This is a genomic window from Arthrobacter sp. N199823 (genome assembly GCF_002929705.1).
Lineage (GTDB): Bacteria > Actinomycetota > Actinomycetes > Actinomycetales > Micrococcaceae > Specibacter.
The window spans coordinates 24,759-39,624 of sequence record NZ_PJIN01000014.1; the positions used below are offsets into that span (position 1 = coordinate 24,759).

The window sequence follows — 14,866 nt, forward strand, 5'->3', positions numbered from 1 at the left end:
CGGGGCGCCGAACGTCTCAAAAAGTCGCCCCACCGTAAAACGTCTTACCTGCCGCGGTGCCTTTTAGGAGTTTCTGAGCCAAAATGAAGGCGTGAGACATTTGGGATACACGCGGGTGAGCACCTCAAGCCAAGATGCGCAGCTGCAGCTCGACGCGCTGGTCAAAGACGGGGTGCAGAAACGGGACGTCTTCGCGGACCCAGCCACCAGGATCCGTGCACTGGAAGGCAACCACCGACTCCACCACAAATGGGAAGTCTTCGATGCCCGCAAAAAACGTTCCGTTATCGCCAATACAGCGGTCGCCCGGGAACTCGCCAGCTGGTGCTGGTCCCTGGCCGCACCCCTCCAACAGGGCGAGCAAGCACCAGGAGGCCGCATGAACGCGGCCTAACAAACGTGCCTTCCGGGCTGTAGCGGACGTGACGTGGCAGCACCTTGGGGCTAACTCGAGACACGACTATGGGCAAACGGCCTATACCGTTGACGCCCGACTTTAGACATCGATACGCCCCAGCCGAACAATTGTCCTGCGGTAACCAACCCGCGTATATCAGTCTGACACTGCAGTCGAATACAAGACTCGCCAGCACGACCACCACGCCCGGACGGCACCCCACCAGCGGCCCCCACCAAAGAAGTAGGGAGCCGCTCACCACTGCCCCTTGACAAACGTTTCTACATATCAGCCGTCACCTCATCATCGTTCACGCTTGAAAAGGTTCCATAGCCTTCTTGCATCAAGCGCGCCGTTGAGTCCCTGACTTGCCACGACCGCCACCTTGATTGCATCGGCGGAGGCAATGACTCAACGAGAGCGCCTCCGACTGCTTCGGAGAATAGGGCTGCCGCTACGACCAGGAGGGCCATCGCGCCCACTGTCTAGGTTGGTGAGGACGGATAGTGACTATTTTGTCGCGGCGGCAAGTTTTTGGCGGAAATCTGCTTCGCTGGTGATTTCGAGTTTTTCTCCATCCAAGAAGAAAGTCGGGGTTCCTGTCACGCCGAGGGCCTTACCGTCAGCGATGTCCTGACGGATCCTGTCTTTTGTCTTCTCATCCGCAACGGCCGCATCGTAAGCCGCCATGTCCAACTTGAGCTCCTCTGCGAACGTCCTGAACAGGGGGGCCCTGGTTTCCTGTTGTTCGCCCCACTGCGCCTGCGTCTGGAACATCTTCGAGTACATCTGTTCATATTTGCCTTGTTGTGCAGCGGCCTCAACCGCCAAAGCGGCAGTGGCAGAATTCGTGTGACCGGGTAGTGGGAAGTAGCGGTTGACGAAGGTGATCTGGTCTCCGAATTCTTTCTTCAGGTCTTCAACAATCGGATACATCGCTCCACAGGCTTCGCATTCGAAATCGAGGAATTCCACGAGTTGGGCTTTCTCTGTGGTAGGTGTGGTGAGTCGGTGGCTGTCCTCTCGCACAAGTTGAACGTCAACTGTCGGTTGCGTGGTTGCCTCCAGAGCGGGCCGGTTTGCGGTAAAGACGGCGTACCAGATGATGCCAGCGGCGACAATGGCGCCTAGGAGTATCCAGACGACCAGTCTGGCTTTCTTCGCCACGGCATTCTCCGGATTGGGTGTACTAGTTGGTTTCTGTGTCATCGTGTTGGCTACTTTCTTGGTTTTTGTGTTCTAGGGATTCAATGTGGAACGTGGAGTGTTCGACCTTCACGGGGACGGAATATGTACTATTTGGCTAGATCTTCACAGTGCTGATGTGCCGAGGAATGCGTCAATGAAAGCAAAGAAGATACTCGCGGCTGCGGCCACATAGATCACTGCGACGATGAGCCAACCAGAGTCACCCAAGAATCGCGCCACCGGGATGGGGACCTTGATGGCTTCATGCTCGATGTTTCGGATCGTGACCCAGACGAACAAGGGAATCATGACTGCCCAGACGACCATGCATAAAGGGCAAAGAACATGGATCGAATACAAGGCTTGAGACCATAGCCATACAACAAAGGCAAAGCCGAGAGTGATGCCGATCTGCATTCCTATCCAGTACCACCGTGCAAATGCTGCACCGGAAATCAGCGCCAATCCGATGGCGATGATGATGGCGAATGCAACGATTCCGATGAACATGTTGGGGAAGCCAAATATGGAGCTCTGCCACGTCTGCATGACTTTCCCGCAGGACACCCACGGGTTGATATCGCACACTGTTTCATAGCCGGGGTCCTTGAGTACCTCGAGTTTCTCCAGAGCCAACGCTCCGGAAGCCAGCCAGCCAACGGCCCCCGTGGTGACGAGGAGCCAGCCAAACGGTTGGGTGCGGACCTGTCGTGGAATTTCGGGTCGCCCGGGAGGATACCCACCGGCGCCGTCGCCGAAGTTCATTTTCCCAGTGGAGGCGGAGTTGGTAGTCATAGGATCAGGAGTCCTTCAGGTTGATTCATCTGATTTGGGGTCTTCAGACCGGCGTCAAATACGTGCCGGAGAGGTTCTGTAACTGGTAGATCCATTTCATCCAGAGTCCGCTGACCATCATGAGGCCCAGGAGAATCAGCATGGATGCTCCTGCGATGTTGACGATGCGAATGTGCCGGCGGACCAGGCCCATGACCTTGGTTACCCAGCCCAATCCGAGGGCGACGAGCAGGAAGGGGATGCCGAGGCCCAGACAATAGACGAACGCCAGGAGCGCACCTCGCCAGGTGCTGCCGGAGGTGACGCTGAGGGCCAGCACGGCGCTGAGCGTGGGACCCATACAGGGTGTCCAGCCAAGGCCAAAAACGATGCCCAGCAGCGGCGCCCCGCCGAGCCCGGTCCTGCGTGTCAATGACAGCTTGCGGCTTTGTTGCAGCCAGGAAAATTTCCCCAATAACACTAGGCCCATGACAATGACGACGACGCCCATGATGCGCATGAGCGGGTCCTGCCAGCGGACGAGCCAGGACCCGATCATCCCGAAGGCAGCGCCATACAGGGTGAACACGGCACCAAAGCCGAGCACGAACAATCCGACCCCGGCAAGTACACGACGCCGGTTCTTGGGTTGGTTGGGGTCAGTTAGGCCCGAGACATAGCCGAGATAGCCGGGTACGAGCGGCAAAATGCATGGAGACATGAACGAGACGATCCCGGCAATGAGTGCCAGGGGCATCGCTACGAGCAAAGCCCCTGAGGTTACCGTGGTGGCGAAGAACTCTCCGATACTCATGACGTTATGAGCTGGCCGGGCGAAAGGTTGCGCCGCCGTCGGTGGAGATTTGAACGCCGGTGGTGGTTGACACCCAAATCGAAGGTTTACCGGAACTGTTCTCCACTGCGGTTACGGCCTCCACCTGGCCAGAAATGTTCCCTGTTGCAGCCCAAGTTAGCCCCGTGTCGGTGGAGAGGAAGACGTTGCCGTCCGTTGTGATACCCACTGCTTCCGTGGGTGCCTTTTCAGTTGGTGTGGCGATTGCCACAAACTGGATGGTCGGCCCTTTCGGAACAAGTTGCCAGGTCCTTCCGCTGTCGGTGGAGCGCTGGAGGCCGTCTTGGGTCGTGGCCAGTACTACTGTGGAGGCGGGGCTGCCAGCCAACACAGTAGGAGTGAAAGAAGTTGCCGATGTGGTCCAAGACTTTCCGTCGGAGCTGGTGCGCAGCTGACCGTCGAAGGCAACCAGGGAATTGCCGCTGACGGTGAGCGCATGGAAGTCGGACTCACCACCTCGGGAGATTTCTTGCCAAGTCTTCCCTGCGTCCGTCGACTGTATGAGCCCAACAGGATTCGGCAGCGAGGATCCGGGTCCGGGGTGACCGGAGGCGAAGAGAACATCAGGTTCGGCGGTGGCCGTAAACCCCATCAGGTCGATGGTGGTGTCACTGATCTTTGCGGCGGTTTTCGTCGTGGCGTCATACAAACCATCGTGGGTGGCCAGCAGGATCCTAGACGATGCTGGGTCAACACTGATGCCATGCACATGATCCGACTCAACGGCTGCCGAGGGTGTGGGGCTGACTTGAGTGGTCGATGTTGTGCATCCGGCCAGGACCAGCGGCAACGCCAGAACCAGGGCTGCAATTGGGTTGCTGACACGGGCAGTAGTGCGGGGTTTCACGGGGTACTCCAAAAGACGAGGGAAGAGAGTGGGAACAATTCGAAGGACGTGGGTTCCAGTGGTGATTCCAGCGCGCTGCGGACCGCCTCCGGCATTTTGCCCTTACCCTGGGTCACAGGGAGGCGAGCAAGTCCTTCATGGCCTTGATTTATTTTTCTTGCGCGGCAACAATGCTCTTGGCCAAAACGACAGCATCAACGTTCTCGCCGCTGGCGAGCTCCTTGTAGACCATTTCATTGACGCCTTCGTGATGGGCGCTCATCTGGGTGAGGAACAGCTTGCTCACCTCGGTGCCCTCGGCGGCAGGGAGCTTGTCAAGGTCCTCCGAGGTCCTCATGCCGTTCATGGAATTGTGGTCCACTACGGCTGTCGGCTCGGACCACCCGGTCAGCCAAGCATTCATCATCACAATTTCCGGGTTTTGGGCTGCCGTGGTATTTGCGGCCAGTGCGGTGATCTTGGCGTCAAGGCCGGTCTTGCCGAGCATGATGTCGCCCATTTCCACGGCCTGGACGTGGTGCGGGATCATCATTCGAGTGAACGTTGTGTCGGCAGAATTGTGATCCGCCTCCGTGCCCGATGATTGTGAGGCCAGGGGTGAGCTGCCGCGCTTCAAGTCGGACTTGGCTCCGCCATCGTTCTCTGTGGAACATTCGGCTACTGCCATCATGGCGGCAACAACCGTGGAAGTAGCGACTAGCGGTTTTTTCATGATACAACGTCCTTCATTCCAGCTTCTGGATATGCAGCGAGCGGCCTCAGTTTGAGGGCGCGTCAACGAGGACCCGTGAATAGTCCACGGGTCGATTCGTTGGTTTACGTTCTGCTGATCGAGAGTTGCTTTAATGATGGCGGGTCAAGGGGACGGTCCGCAGCCTCGTGTATTGGCGCGTGCAGGAACGCCGCACCCGGGCCAAGATGAGTGAGCGTTCCTGGTAGCGGAACGCTCACAGATGCGGAACCTATAGCTGGCGTGCAGTCGCTGTGAATGGACATGTTAGCCGTATGCTCAGTGGCCGGACAATTGAGGGCGGCCCTGACAGCCGTTGGACTGTGCAGGGCGCTGTGGGCGACCGCAGTGTCTGCGAAGTTGTCGCCGTCAAGATTTACATGACTGGAAGCCGCGGCAGATTCCGTGCTCATTTGGGTTGCTGTCATCGATCCGCTAGCTACAATATGAATGCTCAGAATACCGCCGATTATGGCAATCACTACGGCGAGGAATCCGCCCCAGCGCAGGAGGACCCCTGCCGCGGGTAGGTCATGGATCATGCGCACGGTGAAGTCCCTTCTGTTCATAGCTTCTGCTGTTTCATTTGTTGTGTATTGTATGGGCGGAATCTGGGTGAAAGCTGCGAAACGGCTTGGGACGCGTCAGAAGCGATGAGCTTGCGCCTGTGGCTTGGGTATCGGTTGAGAGCCAACAAGATCGTGGTGAGCATCTTGAGCGCGTCGCGGGCCACTGGGAGAAGGGGAGTCCACCGATGGATGGTGCTCCTTCGGCGGCTTGGCAGTTGGGGGCTTGGAAGTTGTCATCTTGGTCCTTGTTACCGACTGTAACCGAGACATCAATGGGTGGCTCGTGAAGAAGCGAACTATCTAGGGCTAAGGACTAGCGGAGCTGCGGGGTTAGGTGAAGTGGGCTGCGAGTGTCAAGAATCCGGTGAAGGCTCTGCTGTTGATGTGTCGTGCGCGGGAGGCCCCTTGTCTGGGTGCACGGAAAGCGTGCGGAGAAATGCTTCAACGTCGTCAAAGTTGATAGCTGCGAACATGCCTACTGCGGCCAAATCTAGTGTCATATCGGCGAGATCTTCTACGGGTGAAAGCGTTGACCGCCGGCGTTTTGCGCGGCGCCCAACGCCCGTCAAGCGGGTCATCTAGGGTTGCGGAGGTGGCCGGGTGGTTATCAATGTACCCAGAATGTAGAGCCCTACCCCAACGGTGACAAAGGCGTCGGCGAGGTTGAAGGTGGCAAACCAGCCGGTGTGAAGGTAGTCCACGACGCCGCGTCCGTCGAGCCGGTCGATGAAATTCCCTATGGCGCCACCTATCAGCAGTGCCGCGCCAGTCAGGGAGAGGCCAGTCATGGCGGGTGCGGTTTTGAGGGCATGCCAGACTAGGGCGGTGATGATCAAGCCCGTGGCTGTGATGACGACCCAGACTGGAAGGCCCGATCCGAGGCTGAAGGCGACACCCGTGTTGTGGAGCAGGCGGATGTTCATCACCCCCAGCTCGACCGTCGCTCCGGTCGCGAGCAGGGTTTCGGCCAGTGCCTTGATGGCCAGGTCGACACCGGCCAGTACGGCCACCCAGACGAGCAGCCCGGTCCGAGTCCTGCGGGCGGCTCGGGCGGGTGCCGCTGGCTGCGCCGTGGTTTCGGCGCTCATGCTGCCGGTTCCAAAGCGGCGTCGGACTTGGCTGGCTCGAGCACAGTGGTACGACTCAGTCGCCCCGCCCGGACGCCGTTGGCGATCACGACGATTTCGGCCAACTCGTGAATAAGGACCACGGCGGCCAAGCCGAATATCCCGAACAGTGCCAGGGGGATTAACACGGCGATCAGCACCAGGGACATGCCCACGTTCTGGAGCATGATGGTCCGGGTCCTGCGCGCGTGGTCCAGGATCCTGGGCAGGTGGTTCAGGTCCTCGCCCATCAGCGCTATGTCAGCAGTTTCGATCGCGACGTCGGTACCCATCGCTCCCATTGCGATGCCGGTGTCGGCGGTCGCCAAGGCGGGAGCGTCATTGACACCGTCACCGACCATGGCTGTGGGCTGGCGGACCTGGAGCCTGCGAATGATTTCCGCCTTTTCCTCGGGGCGCAGATCCGCGTGGACTTCGCTGATACCCGCTTCCTTACCCAGTGCGGTCGCGGTGATGACATTGTCACCGGTGAGCATGACCGTGGTGTACCCGGAGGCTTTCAGCCGAGCGATAACCTGCCCGGCTTCGGGGCGCAACTCGTCCCGGACCGCGATGGCACCAATGACTTTTCCTGCTGATTCGATAAGGACGGCGGTGGCACCGGCGTGCTGCATCCGCTCGATCTCCGGGGCCAGGGGGCCGGCATCGATCCAGCCGGGACGGCCGAGCCTGACAGGTTCACCCTCAAACAGACCCGCTAGGCCAGCACCGGGTACCGTGTCTACATCGGTCACGACGACTCGATCCGGAGTGGCGGCAAGGATGGCGCGGGCGAGCGGGTGTTCGCTGCGCGATTCCAGCCCGGCGGCAAGGGCTAGCACCTGCTCCCGTGTGGCGGACCCGGTAGCCAGGACGTCGATCACGGCAGGTTTGTTCCGGGTCAGAGTGCCCGTCTTGTCTAAAGCTACGGTGCGAATCCTGCCGAGCATTTCGAGGGCTCCACCACCCTTGATGAGCACCCCGATACGGCTGGCCGCACCAACCGAGGCAATAACCGTGACAGGAACGGAGATCGCCAGTGCACACGGCGAGGCTGCCACCAGGACAACCAGGGCGCGTTCGAACCACAGCAGCGGCTCGCCAACGATGAAACCGAAGACGATGATCAAGGCTGCGGCGATTAGGATGCCCGGAACGAGCCTTTTGGCAATATTGTCAGCCAGACGCTGCCCAGGACCCCTGCGTGACTGCTCGGCCTCGACGATGTGCACGATCCTGGACAAGGAGTTGTCCTCAGCGGTGCTGGTTACTTGGACCTCCAGTGGCCCGGTGCCGTTAATGGATCCGGCATAGACCTCGGATCCCGGTCCGACCTCAACGGGCACAGATTCACCGGTGAGTGCCGAAGTGTCCAAAGAAGTCCGCCCGGAGATGATCCGGCCATCGGTGGCGAGCCGTTCCCCGGGTCGAACGACCATGACATCTCCGAGGGTGAGGTGCTCCGGTGACACCACAATTTCGGCACCGTTACGCAGGATGGTCGCCTCAGCCGGGACCAGGTCCAGCAGAGCCCGCAGACCCCGCCGTGTTTTCGCCAGCGAGTACTCCTCCAACCCCTCAGATATGGCATACAGGAAGGCCAGCATGGCAGCTTCCTCAAACTGGCCAAGGGCCACAGCGCCTGCCGCGGCGATCGTCATCAGCGTACCGACCCCAATCCTGCCCTTGGCCAGGCGTCGAAGCGTCGAGGGGACGAACGTCCACGCAGCCACCAGCAGCGCCCCGATTTCCAACGGAAGCATCAACCATTGAGGTCCGTCGGCTAGTCCTGTGATCCACGCTGCCAATAGGAGCACGCAGGACACCGCCGCTGCGCGAACTTCAGTTACCTGCCAGAATCCGAGGATGTCATCCGACTCTTCGGAAGTGCCGGTTTCTGGTTTGTCATCGCTGCAGCCGCAGGCATCACTCATCGTGCGCTTTCCTTTGTCAGATCGGCATTAGTGCTACCAGTGCCGTAGTTCGGGCACAGGCTGACGGCGTTTCCGGTGGCGGCAAGCAGAACCTCAGCCTGGGCGAGCATGTCCATCAACTCCGGACGGGACAGAGAGTAATGGACACTGCGGCCCTGCACCCGTCCCTCGACCAAGCCGCAGTCCCGCAGACAGGCCATATGCGCCGAGACCGTAGACTGTGCCAGGCCCAGCTCCCTGGTCAGGTCACTCACCCGCACCTCCCCCCCGGCCATCCGCTTCACAATATTCAGCCGGGTAGGGTCGCTGAGGGAATGGAACAACGCCGTCGCGGGATCGAGCTTGGCACAGGAATCCGGAGAGATCTCCGATTGAATCGTCATGAGACGATTATAGCGCTGTTAAATGCTATTATCGGCCGCGTGCTGCAAATTCGTGATGGTGGACTCGCTATGAGAAGTAAACGGTCACCGCGTCCCCACTAGTTTCCAGAACCGGCCAAAAGACGGCAAGTCTTTTCCTCAGGCCAGTCGTTCTTGACATCCAAGCAATGCCGCCGCTCTCGGATACGACCGGTACCCTGGTTACTCCCAAGCCCCGTCGTCAAAGACCACCGCTGGTCAGGAAACAACCCCACCGAAATCGAAAGACTCCGCCACGCCATCCAGTAATCATCCCAAACAGGGATTCCAGTGCCGCATGAGAACCTCAAGCGGCACTCCCCTGCGTCACCGCAATCCCAACGAAAATTTCCCCGCCCACCACTGCGGCCAGCACTCATCGCCAAGCCAGTTCCCTCAGCAAATCCACCCCACCCCACCATGTTGCTACCGCAACCCAAAATCATTCAAATCCTTTACACGTCTGGCATCCAAGGTCTTACCCGAGGCGGGAAGTCCCACGGGCAGTCATGGGGGAAGACGCCACCATGACCATGAGTCTGTATGTCTACGCAAAAGTGCCCCCAATGTCATGCCCCTTTTGACCCTCGTCGGTCCACTCAGTTGTACTGTTCAGCCGAGTGCTCTGGGCGATACCGCGAGCACCGTCGTCGAGATAAGCGACGGACCACCGCGCGAGTAACGTCTCAAACGCTTGTCGCCGTGGAGCGTGCCGATGGGAATGCTCGCCTGCTCCTTGCTGAAAAGCAGCATCAGCGCAGCCTGCACTCCGAAACATCTCTGGTTGCGTCGAAGTCTCAGGAAACGGTCCTGGCCCGAGACAGAGTGATTGATGAGCAGCGAACTCGGCTCCAACTGTTGGGTGCCAAGTATTTTGATCAGTCTGGACAGCTTGCAGAGGCCAAAGCTGAATGTGTCGAGTTGACGTTGGAAGTCTCGCGAATCTTGAAGGACCGGCATGCTGATGTGCAGGATTTGATGCAGATCGCGGTTCGGATGCTCCAGCTCACCGACCATCTCGGTATCCCCCTCGACCGTCCCACCGCGGATATCTTTCGCCGCCGTGGGTGGAACACGAAAATTCCGGCAGGCTCACGGTGACTGTCTCCATCGCCCGCCTCACCGCTCACAGCGGGGTCAAGTACCTACTGAAGACCACCATGTCCGACGACTTCCCCCTCGCCTCGGGTGATGCCACCAGTTACTACATGAAAGCTGGCACCCCTCCTGGCAGGTGGCTCGGCCAAGGACTCACCGGCATCAGTCGCAAGTCGCTGGATCCAGTGACCTCAAGTGATGCCAACGTGGTCTTCACACATGCCGAACATCCCGACACCCACGAGCCGTTGGGGCACCATCATGGCCAAACGACGGTGGCCCATCGCAATGGCGAGGAGGTTCAGCGCTATGCCGTTGCTGGCTTCGACCTAACCTTCAGCGTTCCTAAGTCCGTCTCGACGCTGTGGGCGCTGGCCCCGCAAGAGATCCAACGGCAGATCCTCGCAGCGCACCACGAAGCCGTCAACGAAGTCCTGGCATGGTTGGAAGAATCTGCCATTCATACTCGCACTGGACGAGGCGGCGTCGCCCACGTCGGAACCGTCGGCGCCATGGCTGCCGCCTTTGACCATTGGGAATCTCGCGCCCGCGATCCCCAGCTCCACACGCACGTCGTCATCGCCAACAGGGCACAAAGAATCACCGACCAAGCGTGGGCCACTCTAGATTCACGAACCCTCTATAAAGCCACGGTGGCCGCCAGCGTGCACTACAACGGGCTCCTCTTTGACCGGCTGCAATGCAGGCTGGGTGCAGTGTCTGGTTTTCGACCGCCGGCTGGTCATGACCGGAATCCGCGCCATGAGTTGGTCGGTGTGGATGATGCCTTGATACAGGAGTTTTCCAGCCGTTCTCACGGCATCAATACGGAGACTGATCGCTTGATTGCCGAGTGGGAGGAAACCCACGGGTATGCCCCGTCAGCCACCACCATCATTAAATTCCGTCAACAGGCAACTCTCTCCACCCGGCAAGCCAAAGAGACGAACCCTCAACCGCTGGACAGTCTTTCTGCAGGGTGGCGCGATCGTGCCGAAAAGTTGGGGTTCGATCCGATACAAGTCCTGCGACACACCATCGATCGGTCCCATGAGCGACCCGTCACCGTCGCCGACCTGACGGTGCCTTGGGTGACCGCTGCTGCGGCCGCTTCACGGGAAGCGGTGGCCAGGCGGAGGGCCACGTGGAGCCGCTGGAACCTGCTGGCCGAGGCAGAACGCATCTGTGCCGAAATCCGCTGCGCCACCGGCGTCGACCGCCGCCACTTGATCGACGCTGTGACCACCGAGGCGGAATCACAGTGCGTCGCCCTGAACGCTTACCGCTACAAAATCCCGCTCAACACTGGGAATGACGTCGCCTTCGCCGGCCACAGCGTGTTCGAATTCCCCGGGGCCCGCCTCTACACAGACGCGAGCATTCTCGCCAACGAACAACTCATCATGAACACGAGCAAGAACGACGCCGGACCCTCCATCGCGCCCGGCCTTGCCGACACCGTCCTCATCAAAAACAGCGCTCACCCCGGCAGCCCGGTGCTAGCTGAGGACCAAGCCGCAGCGGCGCATGAGGTTCTTTGCAGCGGGAGATTCATGGACGCCGTCGTTGGTCCGGCAGGGTCAGGGAAAACCACCACCATGGCTGCGATCTGCCAGAGCTGGGAAAAGGTTTACGGGGCGGGCAGTGTGATTGGACTTGCCCCGGCGGCTGCGAGCGCCGAGGTCCTTGGGCGCAAGCTGGGGCTAGCAGCGGAGAATGTCGCCAAGTGGCTGTATGAGTCCGTTGGTCAAGGTGCGGCCATACGGGCTGAACAGTTCCGTGATCTCGAAGGCACTGCTGCACAGCAGTCCTGGCAACAGACCAGGAGTGCCCAACGCATGGCTGGCCTGGCTATGCGTCAGCAACAGTGGTGTTTCCAACCAAACCAGTTGGTCATCATTGATGAGGCATCGATGGTTTCCACGGTGCAGTTGGCTGCGCTGGTGCATCAGGCCCAGGATGCCGGTGCCAAGATTGTGTTGGTTGGAGATCCCGCCCAACTGGACTCGATCGACGCCGGCGGGATCCTGGGTTGGCTGGACAGGAAGGGCCGGGCAGTTCAGCTGACCAGTATTCGGCGCTTCAACCACCAGTGGGAAGGACCTGCATCGCTGCTGCTAAGGGAAGGGGATATTGAGTCGATCCAGAGCTACGCTGCCCATGGGCGGTTGCGTCATGGCGACCACGCGGACATGATCGATCAGGCCTACCAGAGCTGGGTGGCAGACACCAGCAACGGCTTGGAGTCGATCCTGATCGCTCCGGACAATGACGCCGTGACGGCCCTGAATGAACGTGCCCATGCCGAACTCGTAGACCGGAAGGTGGTTGATGCCACGCATGTGGTCCTCCTCAGCGACGGGCTCAGCGCAGGCCGTGGCGACACCGTCATTGCGCGCAAGAACGATCGCCGCATCAAGGACAACGCTGGCGATTTCATCCGCAACGGCACCCTCATCAAAATCACCTCCAATCCAAGTCGCGACGGCTCCATCCATGGTCGCCGTCTGGACACGGGCCAAAGCATTCGTTTGAGCTGTGAGTACCTGGCGGAGTCAGCGGAGCTGGGCTATGCGACCACGGCACACCGTTCCCAAGGCATCACCGTCGATACCAGCCACACCGTCCTCACGCAGGGCTGCCTGACACGCGAGCTCTTCTACGTAGGTATGACACGAGGGCGGGATTGCAACACCGCGTACGTCTGCGATTCCGACGCCGCCCAGGACCATGTTGCCCTCGACGCCGCCGATCCCACATGGCAAGAGATCATCGCCGAAGTACTAGCCGCACAAGGTGCTGAACGAACGGCCCATGAAGTAGGAGAAGAAGAACGGGAAAGTAGCAACTCCCTGCACCAGCTCGCCGCGGAATACGACTACCTCGCGCAAATCGTTGCAACCGAACAACTACGCGCCGCCGTCGAACGCACCCAACCAGGGCTCGCGGCCAGCCTCGAAGCATCCCCGTCGTGGGGCGCAGGAGTGGCTGCCTGGCGGCGCGCCGTGGCTGCTGAGCCACTTGCCGCGGGAGCAACGCTGGACCATGCCATACGGCGCCCTGGCGACGCCAAGGACCTGATGGCAGTCATCCACGCTCGACTCCGCCCGATCGGGAATGCCAAGACTACCGATGGCGACGAATGGCTAACTGAAGACCTCCAAACCAACCGTGCTGACGTGGCGGAGATGGTCAGGCAAGTGCGCGAACTCGGAAAACGTAGGGTTCAGGCGTTGAAAGCCAAGGCAGTTGCCGGGATGGAACTGTGGACCCGGAAGCTGGCAGATACCATCCCCAGCATCATCTCAGTAGCCGACCGCAATAACTTGATGGAATGCATTGCCATCTATAGGGACCGCTGGCTCATCGGCACCGATCCCGATCCATTGGGTCCTCCCCCGGCCGACTACGAATGGGAACGTGCCCGGGACCGGGAGCGCCTCACAGCCGAGCTGACGCGTCTACAAAGCGTGCCTGTGGACACCGACGCAACAACGGCTACCCAAGTTCCGGTCCACGCCACTCTTACCAATGTCGGATGGGAAATTTAGAATGAAAGCGGAGGTGGTTCCGATGGAGGACAATCCGATGGTTAAGCCGACGCTCAACAGCGCACCGCTCGTGGTCATGACTACATTGACTGGCGCGGCTCTGCTGTATGTCGTCGCCATCATCGCTCTCGCATGGCCACCGGCCTTGAGTGTTTGGATCGCGTTTGCCGTAGTAGCCGTCGCTGCTGGACTGGTCACTTGGCGTTGGTCCCTGCGGATTCAGAAAAGGAAGCTGTGGCAGCTATTCGCCAATAGGCAATGGGAGTACTTGACTCGCCTCAAGGGAGAGCACGAAACCACCACTGAAGTCACGGTTCTCGACTTCCAGGAGCTTCAGCCGACCGGAGTCTGGGCCACAATCAGGTGGGAGAAGTTCGGCTACATCCAGCCAGCTTGGATAGAGCCATGCAGTTTCTCAATCTGGCCGCAGACTGTGCTGCTCATCCGCCCTGACCCGACGCAGATTCAGGTTGGGGCTCCATGGCCACAAACCTACTATGTCCGTTCACATGCCTGTCTGGCTACGGCCCCCGCTCACACCAGGATGTGATCATGCAGGAGTCCGAGTTTGCCTGCAGCTATAGCATGGTGGGACATCGCACCGACCAGCTTAGTTGGGGTTCAACATGGACAGCACGACGGATGTGGGAGCACTACGATTCCAGAATTGGCCGGTCTCAGGTGTGCATTCCCTGGCATTTCGATTTGAGCCAGAGAACAGCCGCACCGGCATCTATATCTTGTCTTTCGCCAATGGGGAGCGATACGTCGGCCAAAGCTTCGATGTGGTCAACCGATTCAGCGCCCATCGACGCCGCTGGGACGACATCACTCACATAGCCTTTCGCGCCTTCGTGGCAGAAGACCTCAACTTTCGAGAGCGGGAAATTCTCGCCGCCATCGAAGTGCGCGGCCATCGAGTTCGCAATCTCGATCTCGCAGGCCGCCCCGGCGGGGACAGCCTGCTGGACGTCGTCATGGAAGAGCAAGCCCAAGCAGAATGGCTCGTATCCGACGGCGCCGAACCAACCGACGCACCCCGATATGTGGAAGGCGCACGCCGCGCGGGCGCTCTTCTGGTTTTGCCGGGTTGTACATGGCGCATTGAGGAAGCCATATATAGGAGTGCCGTGGAGAGCACTGAAACCCGGTCGGCTGCCGTTACGGCCGCCCCCGAGACGGAGGCGGAGGCGGCGGCTGGAGCTCCGCCAGACGGTCGGCGAGGAAATCCCAAAGGGCGGCATCGTCGTCGTCGTACATTTTCCGCGCAGCGGGCGTTGGCTGCAGGACCCTTCAGCGCTTGTCGCGGCAACGGTTGTTGCACCCTCATTCGATGTGGCTGATGACTTTCATCGGTTCACGCTAACGTCGGGAGCGCCGGGTCCTCCGAGTAGAAGGGCAAGCGGGGACTGATGCGC

Annotated in this window: 15 protein-coding genes and 1 pseudogene; 5 read left to right on the plus strand and 11 right to left on the minus strand. The window is 59.8% G+C overall.

Annotated features, from left to right (window positions below; translation table 11 throughout):
- Nucleotides 1-91 precede the first annotated feature (91 nt).
- Nucleotides 92-199: pseudogene (locus CXQ93_RS21380) on the plus strand (recombinase family protein); the annotation flags it as partial.
- Entirely contained in the window at nt 173-394 is a 222-nt protein-coding gene (locus tag CXQ93_RS18705; RefSeq protein WP_374953427.1) for a transposase, read from the plus strand. The pseudogene CXQ93_RS21380 and the gene CXQ93_RS18705, both read left to right, overlap by 27 nt.
- Before the next feature lie 513 nt (nt 395-907).
- Here the strand turns inward: CXQ93_RS18705 and CXQ93_RS18710 are convergent.
- The 11 genes from CXQ93_RS18710 to CXQ93_RS20465 form a co-directional block, all read right to left on the minus strand.
- Entirely contained in the window at nt 908-1,606 is a 699-nt protein-coding gene (locus CXQ93_RS18710; protein ID WP_104111930.1) for a thioredoxin domain-containing protein, read from the minus strand.
- Nucleotides 1,607-1,708: 102 nt separating this feature from the next.
- Entirely contained in the window at nt 1,709-2,350 is a 642-nt protein-coding gene (locus tag CXQ93_RS18715) for a vitamin K epoxide reductase family protein (RefSeq protein ID WP_253599502.1), read from the minus strand.
- Between the two features lie 73 nt (nt 2,351-2,423).
- Nucleotides 2,424-3,173, minus strand: coding sequence for a cytochrome c biogenesis CcdA family protein (locus CXQ93_RS18720; protein WP_104111932.1), 750 nt, complete (start codon nt 3,171-3,173; stop codon nt 2,424-2,426).
- Nucleotides 3,174-3,177: 4 nt separating this feature from the next.
- Entirely contained in the window at nt 3,178-4,059 is an 882-nt protein-coding gene (locus CXQ93_RS18725) for a F510_1955 family glycosylhydrolase (RefSeq protein WP_253598157.1), read from the minus strand.
- A gap of 148 nt (nt 4,060-4,207) precedes the next feature.
- Nucleotides 4,208-4,771, minus strand: coding sequence for a DUF305 domain-containing protein (locus tag CXQ93_RS18730; RefSeq protein ID WP_104111933.1), 564 nt, complete (start codon nt 4,769-4,771; stop codon nt 4,208-4,210).
- Between the two features lie 104 nt (nt 4,772-4,875).
- Nucleotides 4,876-5,358: a DUF6153 family protein gene (locus CXQ93_RS20745; protein WP_104111934.1), complete on the minus strand. Its 483-nt coding sequence runs from the start codon at nt 5,356-5,358 to the stop codon at nt 4,876-4,878.
- A 353-nt stretch (nt 5,359-5,711) separates the two neighbouring features.
- On the minus strand, nt 5,712-5,858 hold the full coding sequence (locus tag CXQ93_RS20750; protein WP_181036217.1) for a hypothetical protein: 147 nt from the start codon (nt 5,856-5,858) through the stop codon (nt 5,712-5,714).
- 78 nt (nt 5,859-5,936) lie between these two features.
- The gene (gene lspA, locus CXQ93_RS18745) at nt 5,937-6,446 is read right to left on the minus strand and encodes a signal peptidase II (protein WP_104111936.1); all 510 of its coding nucleotides are present in this window, start codon (nt 6,444-6,446) and stop codon (nt 5,937-5,939) included.
- Entirely contained in the window at nt 6,443-8,398 is a 1,956-nt protein-coding gene (locus CXQ93_RS18750) for a cation-translocating P-type ATPase (protein ID WP_104111937.1), read from the minus strand. Before CXQ93_RS18750 ends, lspA begins: the two co-directional genes overlap by 4 nt.
- Nucleotides 8,395-8,781, minus strand: coding sequence for a helix-turn-helix transcriptional regulator (locus CXQ93_RS18755; protein ID WP_104111938.1), 387 nt, complete (start codon nt 8,779-8,781; stop codon nt 8,395-8,397). Before CXQ93_RS18755 ends, CXQ93_RS18750 begins: the two co-directional genes overlap by 4 nt.
- A gap of 630 nt (nt 8,782-9,411) precedes the next feature.
- Nucleotides 9,412-9,816 carry a hypothetical protein gene (locus tag CXQ93_RS20465; RefSeq protein WP_146073268.1) on the minus strand — a complete coding sequence of 135 codons (405 nt, stop codon included), beginning with the start codon at nt 9,814-9,816 and terminating at the stop codon, nt 9,412-9,414.
- Nucleotides 9,817-9,866: 50 nt separating this feature from the next.
- Between CXQ93_RS20465 and mobF the strand changes: the two genes are divergently transcribed.
- The 3 genes from mobF to CXQ93_RS20470 all read left to right on the plus strand — a co-directional run bounded on the left by mobF (nt 9,867) and on the right by CXQ93_RS20470 (nt 14,791).
- On the plus strand, nt 9,867-13,448 hold the full coding sequence (gene mobF / locus CXQ93_RS18765) for a MobF family relaxase (RefSeq protein WP_146073269.1): 3,582 nt from the start codon (nt 9,867-9,869) through the stop codon (nt 13,446-13,448).
- Between the two features lie 22 nt (nt 13,449-13,470).
- On the plus strand, nt 13,471-13,998 hold the full coding sequence (locus CXQ93_RS18770) for a hypothetical protein (RefSeq protein ID WP_146073270.1): 528 nt from the start codon (nt 13,471-13,473) through the stop codon (nt 13,996-13,998).
- 76 nt (nt 13,999-14,074) lie between these two features.
- Nucleotides 14,075-14,791 (plus strand): GIY-YIG nuclease family protein, encoded by a 717-nt coding sequence (locus CXQ93_RS20470; protein WP_146073271.1) that lies wholly within the window; start codon nt 14,075-14,077, stop codon nt 14,789-14,791.
- Nucleotides 14,792-14,866: the final 75 nt, after the last annotated feature.

Coding starts and splice junctions, on each gene's coding strand:
- CXQ93_RS18710 (WP_104111930.1), bottom strand. CDS start 1,606: ATGACACAGAAACCAACTAGTACACCCAATCCGGAGAATGCCGTGGCG.
- CXQ93_RS18755 (WP_104111938.1), bottom strand. CDS start 8,781: ATGACGATTCAATCGGAGATCTCTCCGGATTCCTGTGCCAAGCTCGAT.
- CXQ93_RS18770 (WP_146073270.1), top strand. CDS start 13,471: ATGGAGGACAATCCGATGGTTAAGCCGACGCTCAACAGCGCACCGCTC.
- CXQ93_RS20465 (WP_146073268.1), bottom strand. CDS start 9,816: ATGGTCGGTGAGCTGGAGCATCCGAACCGCGATCTGCATCAAATCCTG.
- CXQ93_RS18715 (WP_253599502.1), bottom strand. CDS start 2,350: ATGAACTTCGGCGACGGCGCCGGTGGGTATCCTCCCGGGCGACCCGAA.
- CXQ93_RS20745 (WP_104111934.1), bottom strand. CDS start 5,358: ATGAACAGAAGGGACTTCACCGTGCGCATGATCCATGACCTACCCGCG.
- CXQ93_RS18750 (WP_104111937.1), bottom strand. CDS start 8,398: ATGAGTGATGCCTGCGGCTGCAGCGATGACAAACCAGAAACCGGCACT.
- CXQ93_RS18730 (WP_104111933.1), bottom strand. CDS start 4,771: ATGAAAAAACCGCTAGTCGCTACTTCCACGGTTGTTGCCGCCATGATG.
- CXQ93_RS20750 (WP_181036217.1), bottom strand. CDS start 5,858: ATGACACTAGATTTGGCCGCAGTAGGCATGTTCGCAGCTATCAACTTT.
- CXQ93_RS18720 (WP_104111932.1), bottom strand. CDS start 3,173: ATGAGTATCGGAGAGTTCTTCGCCACCACGGTAACCTCAGGGGCTTTG.
- CXQ93_RS20470 (WP_146073271.1), top strand. CDS start 14,075: ATGGACAGCACGACGGATGTGGGAGCACTACGATTCCAGAATTGGCCG.
- lspA (WP_104111936.1), bottom strand. CDS start 6,446: ATGAGCGCCGAAACCACGGCGCAGCCAGCGGCACCCGCCCGAGCCGCC.